At 39.5% G+C, this 25,183-nt stretch carries 23 protein-coding genes and 2 tRNA genes; 21 read left to right on the top strand and 4 right to left on the bottom strand.

All coding sequences use genetic code 11. The features are described from left to right. Window position 1: 1 nt before the first annotated feature. From GHI45_RS05050 to GHI45_RS04995, 12 genes are all read left to right on the top strand, one after another. Complete coding sequence (locus tag GHI45_RS05050; RefSeq protein ID WP_147779671.1) at window positions 2-901, top strand: energy-coupling factor ABC transporter ATP-binding protein; 900 nt, start codon at window positions 2-4, stop codon at window positions 899-901. Next, window positions 898-1,698, top strand: a complete 801-nt coding sequence (locus tag GHI45_RS05045) for an energy-coupling factor transporter transmembrane protein EcfT (protein WP_147779672.1) — start codon at window positions 898-900, stop codon at window positions 1,696-1,698. The genes GHI45_RS05050 and GHI45_RS05045 overlap by 4 nt, the downstream gene beginning before the upstream one ends. Before the next feature lie 9 nt (window positions 1,699-1,707). Then, window positions 1,708-2,322: a thiol-disulfide isomerase gene (locus tag GHI45_RS05040; protein ID WP_147779673.1), complete on the top strand. Its 615-nt coding sequence runs from the start codon at window positions 1,708-1,710 to the stop codon at window positions 2,320-2,322. A 66-nt stretch (window positions 2,323-2,388) separates the two neighbouring features. After that, window positions 2,389-3,093, top strand: a complete 705-nt coding sequence (dapD, locus tag GHI45_RS05035) for a 2,3,4,5-tetrahydropyridine-2,6-dicarboxylate N-acetyltransferase (RefSeq protein ID WP_147779674.1) — start codon at window positions 2,389-2,391, stop codon at window positions 3,091-3,093. Window positions 3,094-3,119: 26 nt separating this feature from the next. Next, window positions 3,120-4,247: an N-acetyldiaminopimelate deacetylase gene (locus GHI45_RS05030; RefSeq protein ID WP_147779675.1), complete on the top strand. Its 1,128-nt coding sequence runs from the start codon at window positions 3,120-3,122 to the stop codon at window positions 4,245-4,247. A 94-nt stretch (window positions 4,248-4,341) separates the two neighbouring features. After that, window positions 4,342-4,415: transfer RNA gene (locus GHI45_RS05025), tRNA-Arg, on the top strand. A gap of 46 nt (window positions 4,416-4,461) precedes the next feature. Continuing rightward, window positions 4,462-4,535: transfer RNA gene (locus tag GHI45_RS05020), tRNA-Pro, on the top strand. A gap of 132 nt (window positions 4,536-4,667) precedes the next feature. After that, window positions 4,668-5,813, top strand: a complete 1,146-nt coding sequence (locus GHI45_RS05015; RefSeq protein ID WP_147779676.1) for a glycerate kinase — start codon at window positions 4,668-4,670, stop codon at window positions 5,811-5,813. 175 nt (window positions 5,814-5,988) lie between these two features. Then, entirely contained in the window at window positions 5,989-7,032 is a 1,044-nt protein-coding gene (locus GHI45_RS05010; RefSeq protein ID WP_187230075.1) for an Rgg/GadR/MutR family transcriptional regulator, read from the top strand. A gap of 413 nt (window positions 7,033-7,445) precedes the next feature. Beyond that, window positions 7,446-7,790 (top strand): lactococcin 972 family bacteriocin, encoded by a 345-nt coding sequence (locus tag GHI45_RS05005; protein ID WP_147779678.1) that lies wholly within the window; start codon window positions 7,446-7,448, stop codon window positions 7,788-7,790. Window positions 7,791-7,853: 63 nt separating this feature from the next. After that, window positions 7,854-9,854 (top strand): DUF1430 domain-containing protein, encoded by a 2,001-nt coding sequence (locus GHI45_RS05000; protein ID WP_147779679.1) that lies wholly within the window; start codon window positions 7,854-7,856, stop codon window positions 9,852-9,854. A 2-nt stretch (window positions 9,855-9,856) separates the two neighbouring features. Next, window positions 9,857-10,477: a putative bacteriocin export ABC transporter gene (locus tag GHI45_RS04995; RefSeq protein ID WP_147779680.1), complete on the top strand. Its 621-nt coding sequence runs from the start codon at window positions 9,857-9,859 to the stop codon at window positions 10,475-10,477. A gap of 40 nt (window positions 10,478-10,517) precedes the next feature. On the opposite strand, the gene GHI45_RS04990 is transcribed toward GHI45_RS04995, so the two are convergent. Further along, window positions 10,518-11,198: a TrkA family potassium uptake protein gene (locus GHI45_RS04990; RefSeq protein WP_147779681.1), complete on the bottom strand. Its 681-nt coding sequence runs from the start codon at window positions 11,196-11,198 to the stop codon at window positions 10,518-10,520. A 9-nt stretch (window positions 11,199-11,207) separates the two neighbouring features. After that, entirely contained in the window at window positions 11,208-12,545 is a 1,338-nt protein-coding gene (locus GHI45_RS04985) for a TrkH family potassium uptake protein (protein ID WP_147779682.1), read from the bottom strand. A 421-nt stretch (window positions 12,546-12,966) separates the two neighbouring features. Here GHI45_RS04985 and rpsD point away from each other — a divergent pair, with 421 nt between their 5' ends. From rpsD to GHI45_RS04955, 6 genes are all read left to right on the top strand, one after another. Continuing rightward, window positions 12,967-13,578 carry a 30S ribosomal protein S4 gene (gene rpsD, locus GHI45_RS04980; protein WP_147779683.1) on the top strand — a complete coding sequence of 204 codons (612 nt, stop codon included), beginning with the start codon at window positions 12,967-12,969 and terminating at the stop codon, window positions 13,576-13,578. A 178-nt stretch (window positions 13,579-13,756) separates the two neighbouring features. After that, a complete protein-coding gene (locus GHI45_RS04975) occupies window positions 13,757-14,314 on the top strand; it encodes an NADPH-dependent FMN reductase (protein WP_147779684.1) in 558 nt (185 codons plus the stop codon). 151 nt (window positions 14,315-14,465) lie between these two features. Then, entirely contained in the window at window positions 14,466-16,583 is a 2,118-nt protein-coding gene (locus tag GHI45_RS04970) for a Tex family protein (protein ID WP_147779685.1), read from the top strand. 23 nt (window positions 16,584-16,606) lie between these two features. Further along, window positions 16,607-17,059: a SprT family protein gene (locus GHI45_RS04965; protein WP_147779686.1), complete on the top strand. Its 453-nt coding sequence runs from the start codon at window positions 16,607-16,609 to the stop codon at window positions 17,057-17,059. Window positions 17,060-17,159: 100 nt separating this feature from the next. Then, window positions 17,160-18,191 (top strand): adenosine deaminase, encoded by a 1,032-nt coding sequence (gene add, locus GHI45_RS04960; protein WP_147779687.1) that lies wholly within the window; start codon window positions 17,160-17,162, stop codon window positions 18,189-18,191. 84 nt (window positions 18,192-18,275) lie between these two features. Then, a complete protein-coding gene (locus tag GHI45_RS04955; protein WP_147779688.1) occupies window positions 18,276-20,732 on the top strand; it encodes a hypothetical protein in 2,457 nt (818 codons plus the stop codon). A 260-nt stretch (window positions 20,733-20,992) separates the two neighbouring features. On the opposite strand, the gene rnjA is transcribed toward GHI45_RS04955, so the two are convergent. Beyond that, complete coding sequence (gene rnjA / locus GHI45_RS04950; protein ID WP_147779689.1) at window positions 20,993-22,675, bottom strand: ribonuclease J1; 1,683 nt, start codon at window positions 22,673-22,675, stop codon at window positions 20,993-20,995. Window positions 22,676-22,976: 301 nt separating this feature from the next. Further along, entirely contained in the window at window positions 22,977-23,207 is a 231-nt protein-coding gene (locus GHI45_RS04945; RefSeq protein WP_147779690.1) for a DNA-directed RNA polymerase subunit epsilon, read from the bottom strand. Window positions 23,208-23,467: 260 nt separating this feature from the next. Between GHI45_RS04945 and tsaB the strand changes: the two genes are divergently transcribed. Genes tsaB through rimI (GHI45_RS04930) form a run of 3 tightly spaced genes read left to right on the top strand, consistent with a single transcriptional unit; the run spans window position 23,468 to window position 25,176 of the window. Continuing rightward, the gene (tsaB, locus tag GHI45_RS04940) at window positions 23,468-24,193 is read left to right on the top strand and encodes a tRNA (adenosine(37)-N6)-threonylcarbamoyltransferase complex dimerization subunit type 1 TsaB (RefSeq protein ID WP_147779691.1); all 726 of its coding nucleotides are present in this window, start codon (window positions 23,468-23,470) and stop codon (window positions 24,191-24,193) included. Continuing rightward, complete coding sequence (gene rimI, locus GHI45_RS04935; protein WP_147779692.1) at window positions 24,147-24,713, top strand: ribosomal protein S18-alanine N-acetyltransferase; 567 nt, start codon at window positions 24,147-24,149, stop codon at window positions 24,711-24,713. The genes tsaB and rimI (GHI45_RS04935) overlap by 47 nt, the downstream gene beginning before the upstream one ends. Beyond that, entirely contained in the window at window positions 24,700-25,176 is a 477-nt protein-coding gene (gene rimI / locus GHI45_RS04930) for a ribosomal protein S18-alanine N-acetyltransferase (RefSeq protein WP_147779693.1), read from the top strand. Before rimI (GHI45_RS04935) ends, rimI (GHI45_RS04930) begins: the two co-directional genes overlap by 14 nt. The last annotated feature ends 7 nt before the right edge of the window (window positions 25,177-25,183 follow it).

Here is a 25,183-nt window from a genome sequence, read left to right as displayed (position 1 = left end):
AATGATAAAATTTGAAAAAGTAAATTTCACTTATCAAGTAGGAACGCCTTTTGCAAGTCGAGCCTTGTTTGATATAGATATGGAAATTAAAAATGGCTCCTATACGGCGGTCATTGGACATACGGGCTCAGGAAAATCGACCTTGATGCAACATTTGAACGGTTTGGTAAAACCAACAGAAGGTTCTGTCACTGTTGATGATATTGTTATCACAAATGACAGTAAAGCCAAAGCAATCAAACCGGTACGAAAAAAGGTTGGGGTTGTTTTTCAATTTCCTGAAGCACAGTTATTTGAAGAAACAGTATTGAAAGACGTGGCTTTTGGCCCACAGAATTTTGGCATTTCGGAAGCTGACGCAACGGAAACAGCCAAAGAAAAATTAAAATTAGTCGGCTTACCAGAAGAACTTTGGGAACGTTCGCCTTTTGAACTTTCCGGAGGTCAAATGCGCCGTGTTGCAATCGCGGGAATTTTGGCAATGAACCCCGAAGTGCTGGTACTTGATGAACCAACGGCAGGGCTTGATCCGAAAGCGCGAATTGAAATGATGGAGCTTTTTGAGTCCATTCATGCGAGTGGACAAACGGTTGTTTTAGTAACGCATTTGATGGACGATGTTGCGAATTATGCTGATCAGGTTTATTTGATTGAAAAGGGACATGTCATCAGCTCTGGCAATCCTCATGACGTTTTTCAAAAAGTTGACTTTTTGAAAGCTCACGAACTTGGTGTGCCAAAAGCAACAGAATTTGCAGTTCAACTGCAAAAACGAGGCATTGAATTTAAAAAACTACCAATCACGCGAGCAGAATTAGTCATGGTTTTATCAAGCATGAAAAATGAAAACGGGAACGGGAACGGTCAATCTACTTCCCTGCGAGGAGGCCTATTGAGATGAATATGTTGATGGGACGTTACATTCCAGGGAATTCGGTGATTCACAAAATGGATCCACGTTCGAAATTGTTGGTAATTATTGCCTTCATTGCGGTTATTTTCTTGGCACATGACTGGTTTGGCTATGCACTCTTGCTGGTTTATACCTTCTTGGGTGTTTGGCTGTCAAAGATTCCAATTACTTATTTTCTAAAAGGCCTGCGGCCAATGATTGGGATTATCTTATTTACGGTGATTTTTCAGATGTTGTTTACACCTGGAAGTCACGTTATCTTCCATTTTTGGATTTTTCAGTTGTCAATCGAATCAATGATTAACGCGGTGTATATCTTTTTCAGATTTGTCTTGATTATCTTCATGTCAACCATTCTGACATTGACGACACCACCGTTGACTTTGGCAGATGGGATTGAAACAGGACTTTCGCCACTCAAAAAAATCAAAGTTCCCGTTCACGAATTGGGCTTGATGTTGTCGATTTCCTTGCGATTTATCCCAACTTTGATGGATGATACCACCATGATAATGAATGCGCAAAAGGCGCGGGGAATGGATTTTGGCGAAGGGAATTTACTTCAAAAAATAAAATCTGTTATTCCTATATTGATTCCTTTGTTCGTTTCTAGTTTTCGACGGGCAGATGATTTGGCGATTGCCATGGAAAGCCGTGGTTATCAAGGCGGTGACGGTCGCACCAAATACCGTCAGTTGAAATGGCGCACGTGTGACAGTTGGCTCATCCTCAGTATTATTGCTGTTGCGGGCCTCCTGATATTGTGGACAAAATTTGTTCAATAAGGAGAACTTATGATTACATTAAATGTGAATAGTTTAGTCAATGCAGAGATTTTTTGGAAAGAATTGGGGCTTGAAGATGAAGTAGCACTTAATGAAACAGTCGTTTCAGACCCTCAAACAGTGACCATTTGTCTGCCTTATTTGGACGAGGTTTTCGATAAAATCGTCGAATTAGGGCTGACTTACAGCGAAATTTTACCACTTGTTGATGGTCGTTTTATGTTTAGTTTTGTCTCGCCAGAGGACAATACCGTTATCATTATCGGGACTTGGGTGGCAGAACCTTACAGTAGCCAAAAACGTGCTGAATTTTTCCACAATATTGAACACGTAACAGTGGTCAACACTTATCAAAAGCTGTCAGAGCTGACAGCAGGCGATTTCATCTTGTTTGGCCGTGTCACTTGTCCTTGGACACGTTATTTTGCTAGACAGTTGCCCGCACTAAAGGGAGCCAACATTCACTATGTTGACACCGAGAATACGGACATCGATCCAGAGCTTGCAGCCGTTCGCGAAACCTATGCTGTCAGCATTGTTCCCACACTTATCAAAATAGAAGCTGACGGAAAATTTGTCAGCTTTGACGAAAAGACTAGCAGTCTTTCAGAATTTGTAAAATAAATTATTTTTGCGAAAATCTCGCAAAAATTTTTAGATAGAATTGTCAGAATAAGGAGAAAATTACAAATGAACGCACAAAAATTATCAGCTCAAGAAATCATCGCATTTATCGGAAATGCAGAGAAAAAAACGACGGTCAAAGTGACCTTGAAGAAACCATTTGAGGAGTCAGCAGGCGAAAATGTCCTTGTCTTATCAAACCGTACAGTTCTTGTTGGAGACTGGAAAGACATTGAACCACTTTTGTCAGCTCTGACAGAAAATCAAGACTATATTGTTGAGTTTGACGGAAGAAATTCAGCAGTTCCAATGCTTGATACGCGTCATTTGAATGCACGTATTGAACCAGGAAGTATCATTCGTGATCAGGTAACCATTGGTGACGGTGCAGTTGTCATGATGGGAGCCATCATTAACATTGGTGCCGAAATCGGTGAAGGAACCATGATTGACATGGGAGCAGTACTTGGCGGACGTGCCACTGTTGGTAAACATGCACATATCGGAGCAGGAGCTGTTCTTGCGGGCGTTATTGAACCAGCGAGTGCTGAACCTGTACGTATCGGAGATGATGTCTTGGTGGGTGCCAATGCGGTTGTCATTGAAGGGGTTCAAGTAGGAAAAGGCTCAGTCGTTGCGGCGGGTGCTATTGTAACCCAAGATGTGCCAGAAAATGTTGTTGTAGCGGGTGTGCCAGCACGTATTATCAAAAAAATTGATGAAAAAACACAACAAAAAACAGCTCTTGAAGATGCATTGAGAAATTTATAATACTGATAAATAATTCGGAGAATAAAATGCTAGATTTAATCAAAATTCGTCGTCATTTGCACAGTATTCCTGAGATTGGGTTGCAAGAATTTGAGACGCAAAAATACCTGCTGGAAATCATCAAAGCTGTCAGCGCTGACAAGGATTATATTGAGTTGAAAACTTGGCGGACAGGAATTCTCGTCATGATTCATGGCTCAAAACCGACCACTACAATCGGTTGGCGGACAGATATTGACGGCTTGCCTGTCGAAGAAGAAACGGGTCTTGAATTTGCAAGTCACAATGGCAAAATGCACGCCTGCGGCCATGATATACACATGACGACTGCACTCGGTCTATTTGAAAAAATGGCAGATCAACAGCCACTTCAAAATCTTCTTTTCTTGTTTCAACCAGCAGAAGAAAATGAAGCTGGCGGCAAGTTGATGTATGTCGAAAATGCTTTTGGCGATTGGAAACCAGATGAGTTTTACGGCTTGCACGTTCGGCCAGATTTGAAGGTTGGAGATATTGCCACCAACACACATACTTTATTTGCAGGAACTTGCGAGGTCAAATTGACCTTTAAAGGCAAGAGCGGACATGCGGCATTTCCACATGAAGCAAATGATGCATTGGTTGCTGCTAGTTATTTCATCACACAGGTGCAAACCATTGTTTCTAGAAATACTGACCCACTTGGTTCAGCCGTTGTGACCTTTGGCGAAATGCACGCAGGAACAACCAATAATATCATTGCTGAGACAGCCTTTCTTCACGGTACCATTCGTGCTCTGACCCTTGATGTCTTAGATTTCACAAAAAATCGTGTCCTTGAGATTGCTAAAGCTGTAGCCCAAGGCTTCAATATGGAACTGGATATTGAAATTATTCAAGGCGGTTATCTGCCCGTTGAAAATAATCCGATTTTAGCAAAAGAATTGATGGATTTTTTCAGTAAAGATGATGCCGTTCATTTGATTGATATTGCACCAGCGATGACTGGGGAAGATTTTGGTTATCTATTGTCGAAAATCCCTGGGGTCATGTTCTGGCTGGGGATTGACAGTCCTTTTGCCCTTCATTCAAATCAAATGTCGCCTAATGAAGAAGTGCTTGATTTTGCTGTGGAAAACATAGCTAAATTCCTTGATATGAAAGTAAAAAACTGAACCTTGTTTCAGTTTTTTAGTTTTTTTAGACCTAAATTCTTGCATTCTTAAGAAGTCTTTGATATAATAAATAAGTCGTTTGGAATAAGACATTGCAGGCATGGCTCAACTGGATAGAGTATCTGACTACGAATCAGACGGTTGTAGGTTCGAATCCTACTGCTTGCATCACTAAAGTATGACATTGGTCATTTTTTTATTGAAAACAATGCTACGGGAAGTAGCTCAGCTTGGTAGAGTACTTGGTTTGGGACCAAGGTGTCGCAGGTTCGAATCCTGTCTTCCCGACTAACTAAACTGTCCTAAGGGACGGTTTTTTTGTTGCATTTTTTTAGATTTCACTCTTTATTCTATGGCTAGAAATGCTATAATGAAGGCAAGATAGCTCAAGAAATTTCCGAGATTAAGGAGGAGTGAAAAATGATAAAAAAATTCGTGCTTGCACCAGATTCTTTTAAAGAGAGTATGACTGCAAATGAGGTCTGTCAAGCCATGTCAAAAGGAATTTTGACCGTTTTTCCAAATGCTGAAATCGTCAATGCACCGATGGCAGATGGTGGCGAAGGCACAACAGATGTCTTGATTGAAGCAACAAAAGGTGAAAAAATCGAAGCAGTAGTAACAGGCCCACTTGCAAATCAAAAAGTGAAAACTTATTTTGGTTTTTTAGGGAATAGTAAAACGGCAGTCATCGAAATGGCAAAAGCCAGTGGCCTCGAATTACTGACAGAAGCTGAACGCAATCCATTGTTGACAACGACTTTTGGCACAGGCGAATTGATTAAAGCCGCTCTTGATTATGGAGCTGAAAAAATTGTTCTTGGCATTGGTGGCTCTGCGACAAATGATGGCGGTGCAGGAATGGCTCAGGCACTGGGTGCAAGACTCCTTGACGGAAACGGAAATTCCATCGCATTGGGTGCTGCCGCTTTGTCAGAGTTGCGGAAAATTGATGTGACAAACTTTGATAGGCGCGTTCAGAAGATTGAATTTTTGGTAGCAAGTGATGTGACCAATCCGCTCTGTGGAAAAAACGGTGCTTCCTATGTTTTTGGCGGGCAAAAAGGAGCAAGTCCAGAAATGATGGAACAACTGGACAAAAATTTACAGCACTATGCCAGACTTATTTCTCGTGATTTGGGGATTGATGTGGAAAATGTCAAAGGTGGCGGCGCTGCGGGTGGCTTGGGTGCAGGATTGCTGGCTTTCACACCTGCCAAGCTTCAGTCTGGGATAAGGCTTATCTGCGACTTGATTGGATTGGACGAAAAAATCAAAAGGGCTGATTTTGTTTTCACAGGCGAGGGGGGCATGGATTTTCAAACCAAGTTTGGAAAAGTGCCTTATGGTGTGGCACAGATTGCTCAAAAATATTATGTGCCTTGCCTTGCTCTCGCAGGTCATGTGGGCAAGGATGTCGATGTCTTATATGATGAAGGAATTACAGCGATTTTCGGCATTCAATCTAAAGCGTGCGACCTTGAGACAGCATTGCGAGAAGGAAAAAGCAATGTCGAACGAACAACAGCAAATATTGCACGTCTTTTGGCGCTCCAAAGCGAATAAAAAATGAGACGAATAAAAAGGGAACTGCGGCATAATCTACGGAAAATGTCTCAGCTCCTTTTTTTGATGGTGCAAATAAACTGAAGCGAACGTATGGCTAAAAAATAGAGCGTTGATAAGTTTGAATACGTATTCTAAAGATTATTATTGTATAATGATAAATAAACCATGGAAAATGGAAAATATGGATATTAAAAAGATGGGACAAACTTTTAAAGACATGAGAGAGTCGCTTCAGCTCCCTTTAAAAGCGTTTGATACAGAAAATCTTTCTTATCAGACAATCACAGCTTTTGAAGCTGGAAAATCATTACCTAAACTAGATAAGCTAGAGTTTGCTTTGAAAGTTTTAGGGATTGATTTGACCTCTTTTTTAGATGTGGTTGAGAATCAGAATTATTATCAAAGATACGGCAGAGTTTTCCGCAGCCTTCGTGAACAAAGAGGCTTTGAAACTACAGACTTTACAGACTTAGGTCTTTCACCTTTAATGCTTGATTTATTTGAGGAGGGGAAAATAATGCCTCCCCTCAACAAAATAGATGACGCATTGCAAAAAATGCATATTCCCCTTTCTGATTTTAGTTTTTTTCTGAATAATGGCTCTGAAGAAGTTATTTTAGCTTTATTTCACAAGTTAGATTATGCTGATTGTTACTCTAACTTTGAACTTATCCAACAACTATATGATGAAGCGAAAAATCAACCTGATTTTTATTATTTTTCTTTAGCAGCTAAAGCCTGTCTTGAGATAGGATTGACTGAGAACGAAGCAGAGGAGGTGACTACTTTTTTGTTTGGATTGGATGATTGGACTCTTCCAGATATTTATTGTTATATCCATGTAGCTCAGTTCATGACAACCAAAGCTTTACGTTCGTTTACAAGAGATTTTACAAAACATCCATATTTTTATGAATATAGACCAACTGCTAGAAAGCTGGTTACACAAGCGGTTTTAGAGACTTGCTTTACTTTAGTTGAAAGAGACGAATTTATGGCTGCTATCGGGATTTTAGAAAGAGTAAAAGATTTGCTTCTCCCAAGAGATGAGTATTCAAGATTGAGCTATTTATTTACAAAAGGATACTATATCTATAAAAAGGAACACAATGACGATGGAGTAAATCAAATGGAAGAAGTTATTCGAATGATCAAAAATCTTGGGGATACCGCACTTTATCAAAAATTTGTAAAAGCTTTTAATTCAATTCGCTAAAAAATCTGTATTATTTACAGATTTTTTTTTATTATAAAAAATATAAGAACGCTTATATAAATACCCAAATGGAAAAATCGGGGTGTATAATAAGCTCATGAAATCAAGGAACCGAAATAAAGGGTTCAGCCAACAATAGATATAGTAGAGGTACAGTCCAATGGAAATCTAAGTTGTTCCACTCATTCTTGTTACAACTTCTATGTAGAAGTACAATCAAACTATGAACTTTTTTTAGAAAACTTGAATTTTTTGATTTTATCTAGATAAAAGGGAGTTAGGTGTACACCAACCATAGTTTCAGAACACATAAAAGGAGGAGATTATAAGTCATTACAGGTATTTTCAAGGAATACCGAAAGCGGAAAAATTTATTTTGTTTGTTTAGAAAAACAATCAGAAAGGACTTCGTTATGGAAGTTAAAAAAATAATTGCTGTTTCAACAGTTGCTTTATTTGGACTCGGTTTTGGACTTTCTACAACTCCAGCGTTTGCTACAACCACCTCTGTAACTTATGGAGATAACTATACCACAAATACAAAATCATGGAGTGGTGGAACTTGGCAATATGGCTATACTCTCACAAATGCTTATTCACAATATTACATGGCGAATCAAGCACATGGAGCAAAAATTATCAATGTCGCTAATGGAGCTTGTTCAATTTTTGATGCAAAGGGCGGACAATATGCAACGGCAAGCATTGGTGACCTTTGGGATCAAGCAGCATTTTACGCAAATACAAGTACTTATTAAGTGATAGTGTAAAACGTTCTAGTAGAAGTTAGGCTAGGACGTTTTTTATAGGGAGGAGGTTATATGTATAAAATACTTCAAAACAATTTTATTGTCGTGTCTCTATCGGTGATTATGGTAATTTCTGTTGGATTGCTGAATGTGCAAATTCCAGGTATGATGGGGGGCAACCAACAAACTTTTGTGATTGTACAGACGAAAGGAAATGTCAAAAATGAGCTTTTAAATCTGGCAGAAGCACATCATGTAAGTTTCGCTAAACGATTCGTTCTTCCTGATTCAAAAGCATCAGAAGGAATGTCCTATACCTATGAACAAATCGGGGATATCAAACTGCCATCCTATCTTCCTTTACAGAAAAGTAAAGCGGTCATCAAGGAAAGCCCTGATACCACGAACTATGTGGTGGTAGGGAAAGGTTATACGGCAAGACAAGCCGCTACAGACCTATCAAAACTTGGAAATCAGGTGTCTGCTTTTTCACTGGACAATAGCTTTACCATTCTTAAAGAATTTATCGCAACACCGTCTTTATGGTTTATCTTTCTAGTTTTGCTTTTTATCTATATTGCCTTGCTTCTGGCTGAATATATCTCTGTCATCAAAAAAACAGGTATAGAGCGTTTGTCAGGATATAGCAGAAAGAACCTCGCTTTTAAGACTATAAGGTCGAATATTGTCTTTGTGCTGGTTACTATAGTGCTTTGTACTGGACTTGGCTCGCTTTATTTTTTGATTACTGCTAATCTTTCACTTCAATATATTCAAACGATCTTTACCCCGATTGCAGCTTGGGGCTTGCTACTTGTTTTGGTTACGCTGTTCATAGCATGGCTTGCTTATATCAGTTTTCAAAGACAACCCATCAATCTTGCAGTAAAAGGCAAAGCACCGTTAAAAGTTTTGACAGGCGTGATGATTACTTTCCAGATGCTTACCCTCTTTGTCTCAATAGCTTCGCTCTCTAATCTCTTATCCACCAACCAAACCTTGAAAACGCTTTCTGAAGGACAAGCGGCATGGGCGAAAAACAAGAGTTATTACGGCATGGTTATGACAAATATGGTTAACAATCAAGATTTCATAAACTTTCTGCTCCCTCTCCTAGAGAAGCCCGATACCTTGTTAGTAGCCAACCAGTTTGATAATCAAATCATGTATAGCAATGGAACTTTCGGACAAAATGACTTGGCAAGTGTGGGCTATCATTTCAGCCCTTACCCAGACCAAAATCTCTTAACTGTCAATGAAAATTTCCTGAAAAAAGAACACATTCAACTTCCCTCGGCTGTCGAAAAGCAAGTCATGCATCTTGGAGAAGGACAGGAAGCATTTCTAGTGCCACAAAGTCAAAGTCAAAATTTTGAGCAGTTGACTAAAGAGTGGGTTAAACCACTTCAAACCTGGGCACCTGATATGCATACGATAAGCTCACTTTATACGTCACCACAAAAGCAAGTCTTTGCTTATTCTATGTTTGGCATTACGGGCTTGCAACTTTCAGATCAAAGTTTTGCTAAGGAGCCACTCCTAGTAGTCTATGGTGCAAAAACCTTTACAGGAAAGGATGCTAAAGCTTTTACAAGTGTCTATCAACCCCATATCAATCAGATTTTGGTTAGCAATCCAAGCCAAGTCCTCCAAATGATGACAGAAAATCATCTGACTGGAAAAATGGGCGGCCTTTACAACGGTTATAATGAAATAACAGTAAAAGTTGACCAAATTCAGCTTGAGCGGAATACGATGGTTGTTGCAAATGTTTTGGGATTACTCAGTGCAGGCGTCTTGGTGTCCTTATTAAATAGCGTTTATTTCTATCAAAATCGTAGAAAATTTTTGATTGAGCAACTTGCAGGAAAAAATTTATTCAAAATTCATCAGACCTATCTCCTTACGATTTCGATTGCCTTAGTTTTGATGATGATGATTTCATTTTTGATAGGCTTGCCTCTTGTGACATTTAATATTTTGCTTGTTTACTTACTGATGATGGGTGTGATTTTTTCATATCAGCTAAGAAGACAAGGTGCAGTGAATATACTTTATTTGAAGGGAGAATAAGTATGATTGAATTAGAAGACATTTCAAAAAAATTTGATGACAAGATTGTGCTTGATCATTTTGAATATCAGTTTGAGGAAGGAAAATCTTATGCCTTGGTCGGACAATCCGGATCAGGCAAGACAACGCTTCTGAATATCATCGGAAAACTTGAAAAAGCAGATGGGGGGAGCGTCAAAATAGATGGAAAACCATTGCCTCAAATTCGTGAGCAGGTTTATTTCCGTGATTTTGTCGGCTATTTGTTTCAAAACTACGGTTTGATTGACAATGAAACGATTGAGCAAAATCTAGCGCTTGCCTTTGTCGGAAAAAAAGTGAAAAAAGCCGAACAAAGAAAAATAATGATTGAAACGCTGAAAAAGGTCAATTTGGAACCTGATTTGAAGCGGAAAATATATTCTTTATCTGGTGGAGAAGCCCAGCGTGTCGCGATTGCAAAAGTTATGATAAAAAATCCACCGCTTATTTTGGCAGATGAACCCACGGCAAGTTTAGACGAAGAAAATGGGCGTGAGGTTGTTGACTTGATTTTGTCATTGCTGACAGGAAAATCTACAGTGATTGTGGCGACACATACTCCTTTTGTTTGGGAGAAAATGGACGAAATCGTATCACTTTAATCAAATAAAAAAATGAATGTGACTCACATTCAATTTTTTTTTAATACATGTGTTTTGCCGAATTGCCAATGTCAGCTTGTTTGCCGATGACCACCAGCACATCATTAGCATGAAAGAGGTAGTTGGCATCGGGGACGACTTTGATTTCATCGTCATTTTTGATGGCGATGACATTTAAGCCGTGCTTTTTGCGAATGTCCAGTTTTTGCATGGATTTGCCAATCCAATGTTCAGGAACTTCCATTTCGACAATCGAGTATTCTGAGGAAAGCTCCAGATATGACTCAAACATATGGTTAGAATGATATTTGAGGGCCAGCTTTTCAGCCAATTCTCGTTCGGGATAGATGATTTCGTCAGCACCAATTTTTCGGAGCAGTTCGGATTGCAATTCACTCCCTGTTTTGACGACAATGTATTGGGCACCCAGTTTTTTGAGGAGCATGGTTATCGTGATTGAGGCTTCAAAATCTTCCCCAATGGTAACAAAACAAATGTCAAAGTCAGTTACGCCGAGTGATTTTAAAACGGCTTCGTTCGTACAATCTCCGATAAAAATATCATCAATGAGATTGGATACTTTTTGTGCTTCTTTTTCCTCTTTATCAACAACCATGATTTCATTGCCAAATTCTTGCATTTTCAAAGCAAGATAACGTCCAAATTTACCAAGACCGATGACTAAAACTGATTTGCTTGTCCAGTTGATTTTGTTTTTCATAGTGTTCCTTTATCCCACCAATATTTTTTCAGAGACACGACGGACAGGTGGTTTTTTGTTTGTACCGACGAGAGAGAAGATGAGCACCATCCAGCCCACTCTTCCAATAAACATGAATAAAATGATAATTAACTTGGAAATTCCATGAATATGTGCGGAAAAACCAAGAGAAAATCCGGCAGTTCCAAGCGCTGAGAAAACCTCGAAAACAATTTTTTCGATAGGGAAATTATTTAAAGCACTAAGGACAAATGATCCAGAAAGACCAATGATTAAATAAAAAGTGAGTAAGGCGCTAGTTTGCTGAATGGTTTCATTATCAAAGCGCCGTTTGAATACAGAAACGGTTGGCTTTCTTTGGGCGCTACTGATGGCACTAAAGAGCAAAATCGCAAAAGTCGTAACTTTTAGCCCACCAGAAGTAGAACCAGAAGCCCCACCAATATTCATCAGAATAAATGTGAGAAATAAGCTGGGACTTGAAAGATGATCAAGTGGAATGATACTAAATCCAGCAGTTCTTGGAGAGACGGATAGAAAGAGACTCGCAATCAGCTTGTTTGGATCGGATAGATTTTTCATTGCCTGCTGATTTTCGAGCAGATAAAAGCTAATCCAACCGATAATCAACAGACTGATAGACATGAATAAGACGATTTTGGTATGGAATGAATATTCCTTTGCATTGAATTTGTGGCGTAATAAATCTTCCCACACCATAAATCCTAAACTGCCTAAGATAATAAGCAGACAGACGGTTAAAGAAATTAAAGGATCAGAAACATAAGAAGTTAGCGAACTACCTGCTTTCACATTTCCAAACAAATCAAAACCAGCATTACAAAAGGCAGAAATGGAGTGAAAAACACCATAATAGATGCCCGTTGACCAACCAAACTCTGGAATAAAGCGGATTGAGAGTAAAACAGCACCCACCCCCTCAATGATAAAAACAAAGAGCAGAATTCGCCGAATGAGCTTGATTAGGTTAGACGAATGTAAAAAGCCAGATGACTCAAGGAGAAGTTGCCGTTCATGGAGCCCGACTTTACGTTTTAAGATAAGCGATAAACTTGTAATAATGGTCATGAAGCCAACGCCACCGATTTGGATGAGGATGAGAATAATGGCTTGACCAAAGTAAGACCAATGAGAAAAAGTATCATAAACAACGAGGCCAGTCACACATAAGGCGCTGATTGAAGTGAATAGGCTATTGAGAAAGGGAGTCCATTGTCCTGTTTTAGATGCAATCGGGCAGGAGAGCAACAAGCTTCCGACGATTGCTAAAAGAAGAAAAGCAAGGACGATATTTTGAGAATAAGTTAATTTTTTCAATTTTTCCATTTTCTTGTTTAACTAATAATTGATATGCGCTAATAATATTACGATTACTCTTTTCATTTTACGATAAAATGAGAAGAAATAAAAGAGGAATAGGACTTTTGACGAGAGAAATCTCGTGCGCGTGTGGTAGAAAATGAAGAAAACAAAAAGGCTTGACGCAATGGCAAAAATTTGATAAAATAGATAGGTTGAATATAGCAGTCAGCTAGAAAGCTCGTCAACATTTTTCCCTTTTACGAGTAGGGAAGGATTTTTCCTTTCTTGCCTCCTTGTCTTTTGAGACAAAGCAGTAACCGAAGCTGTAAGGCGAAGGAAAAATGAACGAATTCAAGGCTGACAATATTCTTCAAATCAATAAGCAATTTAAAGAGGCTAAAGCTGCTTTAGTTTGCTTAAATAAAATATTTGGAGGACATTATAAATGTCACGTTACACTGGTCCATCATGGAAACAATCACGTCGCTACGGTATCTCACTTACAGGTTCTGGTAAAGAACTTGCTAAACGTAACTTTGTACCTGGACAACACGGTCCAAACAACCGTTCAAAACTTTCTGAATACGGTCTTCAATTGGCTGAAAAACAAAAACTCCGTTTCACTTACGGTCTTTCTGAACGTCAATTCCGTAACTTGTACGTTGCTGCAACTAAAGTAAAAGAAGGAACTATCGGTTTCAACTTCATGACGATGCTTGAACAACGTCTTGATAACGTTGTTTACCGTCTTGGTCTTGCAACTACTCGTCGTCAAGCACGTCAATTCGTAAACCACGGTCACATCCTTGTTGACGGAAAACGTCTTGATATTCCATCAGCACGTATCCAACCAGGTCAAGTTGTTTCAGTTCGTGAAAAATCACTTAAAGTTCCTGCTATCCTTGAAGCTGTTGAAGCTACTAAAGGACGCGCTAACTTCGTATCATTCGATGCTGACAAACTTGAAGGAACACTTGTTCGCCTTCCAGAACGCGACGAAATCAACCCAGAAATCAACGAAGCACTTATCGTCGAATTCTACAACAAAATGATGTAATCTGTCACTAATGACGAAAAAAATCTTGAACTTCGGTTCAGGTTTTTTTTTGCAATGATTGTCATGAAAACGTAAATATGCGTCGTCTTAATTGTTTATTATTTTGATAAAAATAGGTTACAATAGATTTGAGTGGTTTTGTTTTTATGACTCAAAAAAAACTAAAGGAAAATTTAATATGAAAATAGCAGCTATTGTCGGAAGTTTGAGCAATCATTCAACATCAAGAAAAGTTCTTTTGGAAGGTGAAAAATATTTTTCAGATGCCGTTGAATTAAGCGAAATCAATTATAGTGATTTGCCATTATTCAATGTCGATAATGAATTTCCACGTCCAGCGTCAATCGACCGTATCATGGACGAAATCAATGCCAGCGACGGACTTGTGATTGTCGTGCCTGAATATAATTTATCTGTTCCAGGTGTTTTGAAAAACTTGTTGGACTGGGTATCAAGAGCTACTGTTCAAGGTGCTCCAAAACCTACATTGAACAAGCCTGTCTTGATTATTACGACAAGTGCTGGTGTCAGCGGCGGAATGGTTCCTCAAGAACAAACACGTTCAATTTTGAACTATTTGGGGGCACACGTTATGTCACAACCACGTATTTCATTTGCTAATATTTACAAGAATTTTGATGAAAATGGAAACTTTGCATTTGATGAAACAAGCGCTAAATTCTATGAAACAACAGTTCAAGCTTTTGAAACTTTTGTTAAAAAATTCCATCAATAATGCATTAGAAAATCTTGTCAGCACTGACAAGGTTTTTTTGCTGTAAAAAATGGTAAAATAGAGTGTTAGTAAAATAATTTTATACCTATGCTGGGGCCATTAAAAAATGGAGTGTACGGACTCAAGTATAAAATAAAAATGAAAGAACGCTATGGAAAATAATAAAAAAATTGCAGAATTGTTAAATATTAAAATATCACAAGTGGAGAAGGTTCTTGAATTGTCGGCTGATGGGAACACAGTACCTTTTATTGCCCGTTATCGTAAGGAAATGACAGGGTCGCTTGATGAAGTTCAAATCAAGGCCATCATCGATGAAAACGACAGCTTGACAAAATTGGCAGATCGTAAAACGTCAGTCCTTGCAAAAATCGAAGAACAGGGCAAGTTGACGGATCAGCTGAAAAAACAAATTCAAGCAGCAGAAAAACTTTCGGAAGTTGAAGATTTGTATTTGCCATACAAGGAAAAACGTCGGACAAAGGCAACGATTGCAAGAGAAAACGGCCTCTTCCCATTGGCTGAATTGATGGTCAAAAACGAGAAACAGATTGAGACCATAGCTGAAAAATTTGTCACTGAAACGGTTGTCAGTGCTGACAAAGCCATCGCAGGTGCGCTTGATATTTTGGTTGAAATGATTGCTGAAGCAACGCCTTTGCGTTCGTGGTTGTTGAGCGAAATCAAAGCCAACAGCTCTATCAATAGCTCTAAAAAAGCGGCAGCCGAAGACGAAAAACAAGTTTTCCAAATGTATTATGAGTTTTCAGAAAAAATTTCGGACTTGCCAAATCATCGTGTTTTAGCTTTAAATCGCGGTGAAAAAATGAATATCTTGTCTGTCAAATTTGACAATAATGATGATAAAATTTTGCGTTTCTTTGCCTCACGCTTTAAGGCACAAGAAAATCCATATATGCAAACGGCAATCAAAGAAGCAGTCAAGAAAAAAATGATTCCAGCGATGGAACGTGCCATTCGGACAGAATTGACCGATAAAGCAGAGGACTCAGCCATTCAAATTTTTGGCGAAAACCTCAAAAATTTACTGTTGGTTGCACCGCTCAAGGGCCGTGTGGTCATGGGATTTGACCCTGCTTTCCGTACGGGCGCAAAACTTGCCATTGTTGACGGCACAGGTAAATTGCTCAAAACAACAGTCATTTATCCAGTTAAACCAGCAAATGCAAGCCAAATTGCCCAAGCCAAGAAAGATTTAGCTGAATTGATTCAAACTTATGGGGTCAACATGATTGCTATCGGGAACGGAACGGCCAGTCGGGAGTCAGAAGCATTTGTTTCTGAGGTTTTGAAAACCAATCAATTTTCGGATGTTTTCTATGTGATTGTTAGTGAAGCTGGTGCGTCAGTTTATTCAGCTAGCGAACTTGCACGTGAAGAATTCCCCGATTTGACGGTTGAAAAACGTTCCGCGATTTCGATTGCACGCCGTTTGCAAGATCCACTTGCGGAATTGGTCAAAATTGAACCTAAAGCGATTGGTGTCGGTCAATATCAGCACGATGTGGCAGAGAAAAAATTGACTGAAAATCTTGATTTCGTTGTGGAAACAGTCGTTAACCAAGTCGGTGTCAATGTCAATACCGCCAGTGCCGCCTTGCTTTCACACGTTGCTGGATTGAATAAGAGTCTGGCACAAAATGTGGTCGCTTATCGTGAAGAAAATGGTGCTTTGCAAACACGGGCACAACTGAAAAAAGTGCCACGTTTGGGTGCGAAAGCATTTGAACAAGCTGCTGGATTTTTGAGAATTCCAGAAGGTAAAAACTTCCTTGACAATACAGGTGTTCACCCAGAGTCTTACAAGATTGCTCAAGCCATTTTGGCAGAATACGATGTCGAACAATTATCAACATTGACACCAAAAGACTTGTCAGAGCTGACAGAAAAAATGGCCGTTGGTATGGAGACGCTGCAAGATATTATTACGGACTTGCAAAAACCGGGCCGTGATATGCGTGATAACTTTGATGCACCAATTTTACGTCAAGATGTGTTGACAGAAAAAGATTTACGGATTGGACAAGAAATTGAAGGTGTGGTGAGAAATGTCGTGGACTTTGGTGCTTTCGTTGACGTTGGTGTTAAACATGACGGACTCGTCCATGTTTCTGACATGAGCAAAAATTTCGTCAAAAATCCTTATGAATTTGTATCAGTGGGTCAAATTTTGACAACTTGGGTCAAATCCGTTGATCTTCAACGTGGAAAAATCAATTTGACTTTGATAAATCCGCGCGAAAAATAAGCAACTGTGGAAAACTTTTTAAGATGAATGAAGATAAAACAAATTGGACAGCTTCCAAATTGACAGCTTATGTTCAACTGATTTCAAAGGAAAAATTTGGATGGACATTTGATCATAAAGCCTTTTGGAATACGCGTTTACGTACAACGGGCGGACGGTTTTTTCCTAAAGATTGTCATTTGGATTTCAATCCTAAAATGGCAAATTTACCTGAATTTGATCAGATTATTTTGCATGAATTGACTCATTATCATCTTTTTCGGCAGCACAGAGGTTATCAACATCAAGACTTAGATTTTAAACAATTGTTGAAAGAAGTCGGCGGTTCACGCTATGCTCCGCGCATTTCTGAGCCAAAATTGACCTATCAATGCCAAAAATGTGGATTACTTTATCAGAGACAGCGAAAAATTGACCTTAAAAAATACCGCTGTGGAAAATGTCGTGGAAAACTAAGTTTAAAAAAGAGCACCTGATGGTGTTCTTTTTGCATTTTTCCACAAAATAAAGTATGATAGTAAAAATATATTGATGAAATCGGGTCGAATTGACTCGAAATTTTTTTAGGAGATTGTTTTGTTGAAATCAGAAATCATTGCACAAATGCCAAAAGTTGAACTTCACTGCCATTTAGATGGCTCATTGAGCTTGAAATGTATCAAGGCGCTAGCCAAAAATGATCAGGTGTGGATTCCATTGAAAGATGATGAGATTTTACAAAGAGCGCAAGCGCCCGAAACGACGAAGACTCTGCTCGAATATCTCGAACGTTTTGACTTCGTCCTGCCTTTGCTTCAGACCTATCAAAATTTGGAGCTTGCGGCATATGATGTGGCAGAGCAAGCCAGTTTTGATAATATCAAATATATTGAAATCCGTTTTGCTCCTATGCAACACCTTCAAGAAAATTTGACATTGGAAGAAGCGGTTGAAGCAGTGCTGGCAGGCTGTGTCCGTGCCGAACAAGATTTTGATTTGAAAATTAACCTTTTGATTTGTGGCTTAAAGCAGGAAAAGTTGAGTAAACTTGAAAAATTACTGCCAATTTTTGATCGTGTGACTGATGAGCATTTGGTAGGCTTTGATTTGGCAGGTGACGAATTGAATTTTCCAACGCAAACCTTTGCGTCATTGCTGACAAAAGTTCAACAACAGGGAATTTCGATGACACTTCATGCGGGCGAATGTCCACATTGTGCTGCCAATATGAAGGACAGTGTTGCGCTAGGTGCCAAAAGATTAGGACATGGCGTTTGTGCAAGAGATTTTTCCAAAGCCGAACTCGAAAAATTGATTGCTGATCAAACGGTGTTGGAAATGGCTCCGACCAGCAACTTTCAGACCAAAGCCATTCAGAAGCTGGAAGAATATCCCTTCAAAATGCTCTATGATGCTGGCGTTCACGTGACCATCAATACGGACAATCGCACCGTTTCAAATACGACTTTGCAAAAAGAATATGAAAAAATCGCTTCGTGGTATGATTTTACAGTTGCTGATTTTGAACAAATCAATCATTATGCCGTTGATGGTGCATTTGTCAGCGCTGACGAAAAAGAAAAACTGCATCAGATACTTCAAACATCCTATGAAAAAATAAAAGCCTGAGGGCTTTTTTTGTATATCACTTCGTTTGATTAAATATTTATGAGAAAATAATTAACATAAAATTAAAAACCAAAAGGAGTGCAAATGTCCAAGAAGAAAAAAATTCACAAGAAACTGCTCACATCGGCTGCGCTGAGTTCGCTGATCTTTGCTGAGACAGGAACATTCGTTCAAACCATCGCCGAAACGACAGAACGTGAGCCAGAAATTTCACTGGTGGAAGGTCAAGACGAAATATCAGAAAATGGCACGGAGTCACTTATTCCAGAAGAAAATCTAGAAGTCAGTTCTGACGAAGGCACGGATGATGAAAATCTTGCTGAAACTACTGAAGATACTGAAGATACAGCAGATGAAGCCATAAATCAACCCCCAACAAGCGATAAGCTACCAGTGCCTGATTTTATTCCTGAACCACTTGAGCCTGTGCTTGATTTTGTTCAACAAAAAGAAGAAATTCCCGTCCCTAACTCAGGCTTTACCATGAGTCTTGGAACCATTCAATATGGTCAAACCATCATGAGCTTGCAAGTACCACAAGCTTTGTCAGGTCTGATGATTGAGCAAGGAAATAGTATCATTTTTAACAACATGACAAATGTAGCTGCGCAGGCACCTGAAGCCCCTGCCAACTGGCTGGTACATACGGGAAATTATGATTGGAGTATTGTTGATAGTTCTGGTGCGCTTGTGCCAAATATCAGTGTTCAATCCATTCGTGGCGATTTAAGTCTGACTTTGACGGGAAATGGGACGGCTTCTGTAGCAGTTCAAAGACGGGCAGGCATTCAGATTACGGATACGGATTCAACAGGAACCATTTTGCCAGTTGGGACATATACGGTTCAAGGTTTGATTAACAACCAAGTTTTGACAGGTGGTACGCCTGGTACAACCATTGATTTTACCTTTACCGTCCTCGCACCGCCCACACCTGAGGCCCAGACGGTCAATCTGAGTTTGGCAACAGCCTTGAATGCCAGCAAAGTATGGGACGGTTCATCATCGCTTGCGACTGGTGTGGCTATTCCTGCTGTGACTGCTGACACTATGGATGTTACAAGCTTGCCAGCACTGATAGCTTCTGATTTTGTTTATGTCAGTGACAATGGGGATCCAGATGGCAGTGTCGGTTCGGTTTTGACGCTGAGTGGTGTTTATCTGGCCAAATTAAAGGCGGCTTATCCAGACATCACCTTTAATCTAAACGGTCTGCGTACAAATATTACGGGGACAATCCTACCGATTTCACATCCTGCTTTGACTTGGGAGGCAGGCCAATATAACGAAGATAAAGTTTTTGATGGCACTGCTGACTTGCCAGAAGATAACAGCCAACTACCACAAATTTCAGGACTTCCCGCAGGCATTTCACAACCTACGGCTGCTGACTTTATCTATGAGAGTTCAAATGCAGGGCAAACGACAATCGTTCTCCGCCAAAAATATCTGAATGATTTGACAAATAATGGTGTCGATGTTTCAAATTTGGATGCACCAATGTTCACAGGAACGATTCAACCTTTGGACATTCAAATACGTCCAGGAATTTTACAAAAACCATTTAACAATGCCATCACCATGGATGGCGATGATTTTGCCATTGATGAAAACGGAAATTTCAAAGTACCAGTCATCATCAACCAAGCTCAAATCAATGCCACTCAGCCAGTCGGTCAGCCAGCAATTACGCTTTCTCAGTTTGTTGATTCCTCGATGACCGGCTTGCGTTTTATTGGAAATGATCCCCATATTGTCGGAAATAACAAAGCCTTTGCTGAAAGTTCCACTAACACTTGGGGTGTGATTTTGTCGCACGATTCAATAGCCTCAAACTTTACCGTATCCATCAATGGAAAAAATGTTTGGACACCAGCGCCAGCTGTCAGTGCTGACAATCCTAATCCACAAGCCAACATACCAATAGACGTGACGGAACTTGTCGAAGCCTCGATTGTGAAATCGCCGGGGCCAGAGCTCATGTGGACGGACATCTCTGCAGATGTGACGCAGACTAGCGCCACTCTTGAACCCGCTATCGCTTTGCATATGTCAGGGCAACATAATCGTCAAATTCGTTGGACAGCTAATGCCAGTGATGACAGCCTCAACGGTATCAATCAGCAACTTTGGCAAACAGAAATCAATGTGCCAGGTCAAACAGGGATACAGTATTTGCTCTATGCCAGAAATCCCAATTTTGCACCATTGAGCAGTCGTGTGACGACGGAAACACCGCTTCAATCCAATACGACAGGCCACTTTACAGGATTAAGCCCAAATACAAAATATTATGTGGTAGCGACTTCGCTTGAAAGTCAAAATTTCTATCAGGGTCCACCGACCTCAACAGCTTATGAGTTTACAACATTATCCAATTCCAATGAAACAACACATCAGCCTACACCACCGGCACAGGAAGGAGCTGGAAATGACAATTTGCCTCAGGCAGGAACACGAAGTTCTATCGTAGGACTTCTCGGAGCAGCTGCATTGACACTAGCTTCAGCAATCTTCACGCTTCGACGATACCGAAAATAAAAAACGAACAAGTGTTCGTTTTTTTTTTTTAGATTCCGTATGTAAAAGGATTGATTTTTTTAGTTTCTTTTTCGTTTGCTTTAATCATTTCAAAATGGATATTGTTCAGTTTAATTGTTGATGATGTTTGATTTTTCATGTTGATGTCCTGCCTTTATTTTTTCTATGAACATATCTTACCACCGTAATCTTAAAATGAAATTAGATGAGACTTGAAGTAAACTTAATCAAAAAAATCTGTCAGAGCTGACAGATTTTTTTTATTTATCAGGCGTCATAATCATTGGAACAACCAATGGTTCACGTTCTGTTTGTTTGTATAAGAATGGGCTAAGTGCTTCGCGCATGGCACGAGCAACACTTGCTTCGTTTGCATTTTCATCTTGCATAGCTTGACGAATGGCATTGAATAAGACGCGTTGTCCTGAGCGAATCAAATCGCCAGATTCACGCATATAAATAAAGCCTCGGCTGAGCAAATCAGGTCCTGCAAGGACTGTTTTGTTTTCAAAGTCAACAGTTGCAACCGCAAGTACAATCCCGTCTTCCGCCAATTCATGACGGTCATGAAGGACAGCATTTCCGACATCACCAATACCAGAGCCATCAACATAAGTGTCAGACGCATTGATGTGGTCAGCATAGCGGGCAGAATCAGCAGTTACTGCAAGTACATCTCCGTTTTCCAAAATGAAACAATTTTCTTTTGGTACACCAACATCTTGAGCGAGTCCAGTGTGAATTTTGAGCATTCGATATTCACCATGAACAGGCATGAAGTATTTTGGCTTGATCAGGCGTAACATCAATTTTTGTTCTTGTTGTCCACCATGACCAGAAGTATGGATATTATTCATTTTACCGTAGATCACTTCAGCACCAGCTTCAGAAATTTTGTTAATCAACTGATTAACGCCATAGGTATTTCCAGGAATGGCATTTGATGAAAAGACAACGGTGTCGCCCATTTGCAAAGTGATATGACGGTGCATGCCATTTGCGATACGGGAAAGGGCAGCCATTGGTTCGCCTTGCGAACCTGTACACATGATGACAAGTTCGTGGCTAGGATATTGATTGATATCACTTGGGTCAATGATTGTACCTTCAGGTGCGTGCAAATAACCAAGTTCAAGACCATTGACAATGGCTTTTTCCATTGAACGACCGAAAACAACGACATGGCGACCTGTTTTCACAGCACCATCAATCGCTTGTTGCAAACGGAAAATATTTGACGCAAATGAAGCGAAAATAATTCGACCTTCAATACGTTCAAAGATTTTCATGATGCTTGCACCAACGACTTTTTCAGAGTTTGAGAAGGTTGGAATTTCAGCGTTAGTAGAGTCTGAGAGTAAGAGCAAAACGCCTTCGTCACCCAAACGTGCCATCGCGTGCAAGTCAGCAGGTTCACCAACTGGTGTGAAGTCAAATTTGAAGTCCCCTGTGGCAACGATTTTGCCTTCAGGAGTATCAACGACAACAGCGATAGGTTCTGGGATAGAGTGGGTTGTGCGGAAGAAGCTCAAGCTCAAATAATTAAACTTGATGACGCTATCTGGATGAATTTCATAAAGTTTTGCATCACGTAAAAGGCCATGTTCTTCCAATTTTCCTCGAATCAAAGCAAGGCTAAGTGGGCCTGCATAGATTGGGATATTTGCTTGTTTAAGCAAGAAAGGAATTCCACCGATATGGTCTTCGTGACCGTGGGTGATAAAAAGTCCTTTAATGCGATCGATATTTTCCACTATATAAGAATAATCTGGAATGACATAGTCAACGCCTAACAGATCGTCTTCAGGGAATTTGATACCAGCATCAACGATGATAATTTCATCCTTGTACTCGATACCATAAGTATTTTTACCAATTTCGCCCAGTCCGCCAATGGCGTAAACTGCAACTTCATTGGATTTTATTTTTAATTGCTTTGGCATGTTTTCCTTTCGTAGAATGGAGTTATTATAATTCGAATGTTAAGGGAAGCTCTAAATACTCAGATTTTGCGAAATTCAGTCAATTTTTAAAACTTCATCGGCAAATCTCGAAAAAAGCAGTTTGTAGCGTTCCTCTTAATCAAAAAAATATCAAAAATGTTGATTAAGTAATTTCAAAAGTCGTCGAGTTTCGTTCACTCCTGAGGATCGACTTTAGATTGATAAAAGAGTACAACAAAATAACTCTAACCTTTCCTCTTTTTGAGAAAAACCTAAAGTAGTTCTTTCATTTTTACAAAGATTAAAATGTTGTAATTTCGAAATCGCCATTTTCTTGGTCATAAGCAACAGCATCATCGCTGAGCCCTTCAATGAATTCAACCACATATTCTGTGTTTGATGCGAGAAGTTCGCGGCCTGCAATAACGCCTGCTTTTTCATCTTTAACATCAAGGTCGAGGTACATGATTTGTGTATTTTCACGACGTGGAGCGCGTGTTTTATCTTTTTGGTAAAAAACTTTGAAAATCATAGGTTATCATAAACGAGAGAAGCTCGTTTTCCTTTCTTTTACAATTCTTTGTGTGTGCTTGTCACAATTGCATTACTCTAATTTTAGCATATTTATGACTTTTTGGAAAGAGACAATCATTATTTTCATAAAAGAAATCGTTATCAAAGAAATAAAGTTGGAAGTTAGAGCTTCAGCGTGGTAAAATAGAAAAGAAGATTTCCAAAGGAGTGACCATTCACTTGTTTGTGAGATTAAAATAGAATAAGAAAAGAAATAAAATGAAACTATTAGCATTAGACAGTTCATCAAAAGCCTTATCTGTTGCACTTGTAGCAGAAGATGTTATTTTAGGCGAAATTACATTAAATTTAAAGAAAAACCACAGTACCACATTGATGACGGCGATTGATTTTTTGATTGATCAAAGCGATCTTGAAGCTTCTGATCTTGATCGCATTGTTGTTGCGCAAGGGCCTGGTTCTTATACAGGGCTACGTTTGGCAGCAACAGTCGGTAAGACCTTGGCTTATGCCTTGAACAAAGAAATCGTAGGCGTATCAAGTTTGCTTTCGATTGCAAGTCGCTTGGAAGCAGACCATAAGTTTGTTGTACCAGTTATGGACGCGCGTCGTGGCAATGCTTATGCTGCTGTTTATCAAGATCAAAAAGTGATTGTTGCAGACCAACACTGTATTTTCAGTGAATTTTTAGCAGATTTAAGCAAAAAAGTCACAGCATTTGACCAAGTGATTTTCACAGGTGAAACAACAAACTTTGTTGAAGAAATCAAAGCTGCAGGCTTCAAGGAAGAACAAATTGTGACAGACAGTTTGTCAGTTTTGCCATCTGCCTATGCACTTGCAAAAATTGGCGAAACCTTGCAACCAGTAGCTGTACATGGATTTGCCCCAAAATACTTGAAAAAAGTAGAAGCAGAAGAGAAATGGTTGGAAACACATGAAGAAGCTGAAAACGCTACTAGCGGATACGTTCAAAGGATTTAACCCCCGACGTTATCTCGACATGGATGAGATTGAGTTGGAAAGTCAGCAAAATGGCGTTAATTATCGTTTGGCGGAACGTTTAGATATTGTCGATATGTTGGCGATTGAACGTGATGTTTATGATGGCGATGTGCCATGGACTTTTTCACATTTTGAACACGAAATCGTCAAGAACAATGACGCATTTTTCATCGTGGCTGAAGTTGACCGAAAGGTCGTTGGCTTTATCGGTGCGCGTTTGACAGACCACGGAAAAAATATTCATATTTCAAATTTGGCAGTCATTCGCAAATTTCAAAATCAAGGAATTGCAACGACATTGATTAGTCAAATCGTTCGTTTGATGACCGATTTAGGCAAAGTTTTGATGACTTTGGAGGTCAGACGTGATAATACAAAGGCGCAAGGCCTTTATCGTCGCAATGGCTTTCAGACTGATAAATTGATGCCAAGCTATTATGATGACGGTGGCGATGCCATTTGGATGATTAAACAATTGAGAAAAGATGCTGAAAATTAGACAATGTTCACATGAAAAGGGCTCAAATGAGAAGGACATCACTGGTATTTTTCAAGTTTTATCAGAAAATTATTCATTGTCTCCTTGGAGTCATGCTTATATTGAAAATGACTTAGCAACAAAAACCAGCAGGTATTTTGTTATTGAGGATGCGCAAGAAATCGTCGGCTTTTTAGCAGTGACGGAAGTCATCAATGAAATTGAGATTACCAATATTGCAATCAAGCCAGCCTATCATCATCAAGGGCTTGCCAGCAGATTGTTGGATCAACTGCCTGTCAACTGGGCGGATAAAGCAGCAAATGAATTGATTGAAACGGTATTTTTAGAAGTTCGTGCGTCAAATCTTCCTGCTCAAAAACTTTATCAAAAATTCGGTTTTGAAGCCTACCATATTAGAAAAAATTATTACAGTATGCCGCAAGAAGATGCAATCTTGATGCGACTTAACACAAAAAATTAGTATAAAA

This window comes from Lactococcus sp. dk101 (assembly GCF_009601055.1).
Classification (GTDB): Bacteria; Bacillota; Bacilli; order Lactobacillales; family Streptococcaceae; genus Lactococcus.
This window is presented reverse-complemented; position numbering and strand designations above follow the sequence as displayed.

Excerpts from the sequence above, each read along its gene's own strand:
- GHI45_RS05040 (WP_147779673.1), top strand. The coding sequence starts at position 1,708 with ATGATTACATTAAATGTGAATAGTTTAGTCAATGCAGAGATTTTTTGG.
- GHI45_RS04970 (WP_147779685.1), top strand. The coding sequence starts at position 14,466 with ATGGAAAATAATAAAAAAATTGCAGAATTGTTAAATATTAAAATATCA.
- GHI45_RS05015 (WP_147779676.1), top strand. The coding sequence starts at position 4,668 with ATGATAAAAAAATTCGTGCTTGCACCAGATTCTTTTAAAGAGAGTATG.
- GHI45_RS04995 (WP_147779680.1), top strand. The coding sequence starts at position 9,857 with ATGATTGAATTAGAAGACATTTCAAAAAAATTTGATGACAAGATTGTG.
- rnjA (WP_147779689.1), bottom strand. The coding sequence starts at position 22,675 with ATGCCAAAGCAATTAAAAATAAAATCCAATGAAGTTGCAGTTTACGCC.
- GHI45_RS04965 (WP_147779686.1), top strand. The coding sequence starts at position 16,607 with ATGAATGAAGATAAAACAAATTGGACAGCTTCCAAATTGACAGCTTAT.
- GHI45_RS04975 (WP_147779684.1), top strand. The coding sequence starts at position 13,757 with ATGAAAATAGCAGCTATTGTCGGAAGTTTGAGCAATCATTCAACATCA.
- tsaB (WP_147779691.1), top strand. The coding sequence starts at position 23,468 with ATGAAACTATTAGCATTAGACAGTTCATCAAAAGCCTTATCTGTTGCA.
- GHI45_RS04990 (WP_147779681.1), bottom strand. The coding sequence starts at position 11,198 with ATGAAAAACAAAATCAACTGGACAAGCAAATCAGTTTTAGTCATCGGT.
- rimI (WP_147779692.1), top strand. The coding sequence starts at position 24,147 with ATGAAGAAGCTGAAAACGCTACTAGCGGATACGTTCAAAGGATTTAAC.
- GHI45_RS05050 (WP_147779671.1), top strand. The coding sequence starts at position 2 with ATGATAAAATTTGAAAAAGTAAATTTCACTTATCAAGTAGGAACGCCT.
- GHI45_RS05010 (WP_187230075.1), top strand. The coding sequence starts at position 5,989 with ATGGAAAATATGGATATTAAAAAGATGGGACAAACTTTTAAAGACATG.
- GHI45_RS04945 (WP_147779690.1), bottom strand. The coding sequence starts at position 23,207 with ATGATTTTCAAAGTTTTTTACCAAAAAGATAAAACACGCGCTCCACGT.
- GHI45_RS05000 (WP_147779679.1), top strand. The coding sequence starts at position 7,854 with ATGTATAAAATACTTCAAAACAATTTTATTGTCGTGTCTCTATCGGTG.
- rpsD (WP_147779683.1), top strand. The coding sequence starts at position 12,967 with ATGTCACGTTACACTGGTCCATCATGGAAACAATCACGTCGCTACGGT.
- GHI45_RS05045 (WP_147779672.1), top strand. The coding sequence starts at position 898 with ATGAATATGTTGATGGGACGTTACATTCCAGGGAATTCGGTGATTCAC.
- dapD (WP_147779674.1), top strand. The coding sequence starts at position 2,389 with ATGAACGCACAAAAATTATCAGCTCAAGAAATCATCGCATTTATCGGA.
- GHI45_RS04985 (WP_147779682.1), bottom strand. The coding sequence starts at position 12,545 with ATGGAAAAATTGAAAAAATTAACTTATTCTCAAAATATCGTCCTTGCT.
- GHI45_RS04955 (WP_147779688.1), top strand. The coding sequence starts at position 18,276 with ATGTCCAAGAAGAAAAAAATTCACAAGAAACTGCTCACATCGGCTGCG.
- GHI45_RS05005 (WP_147779678.1), top strand. The coding sequence starts at position 7,446 with ATGGAAGTTAAAAAAATAATTGCTGTTTCAACAGTTGCTTTATTTGGA.
- GHI45_RS05030 (WP_147779675.1), top strand. The coding sequence starts at position 3,120 with ATGCTAGATTTAATCAAAATTCGTCGTCATTTGCACAGTATTCCTGAG.
- rimI (WP_147779693.1), top strand. The coding sequence starts at position 24,700 with ATGCTGAAAATTAGACAATGTTCACATGAAAAGGGCTCAAATGAGAAG.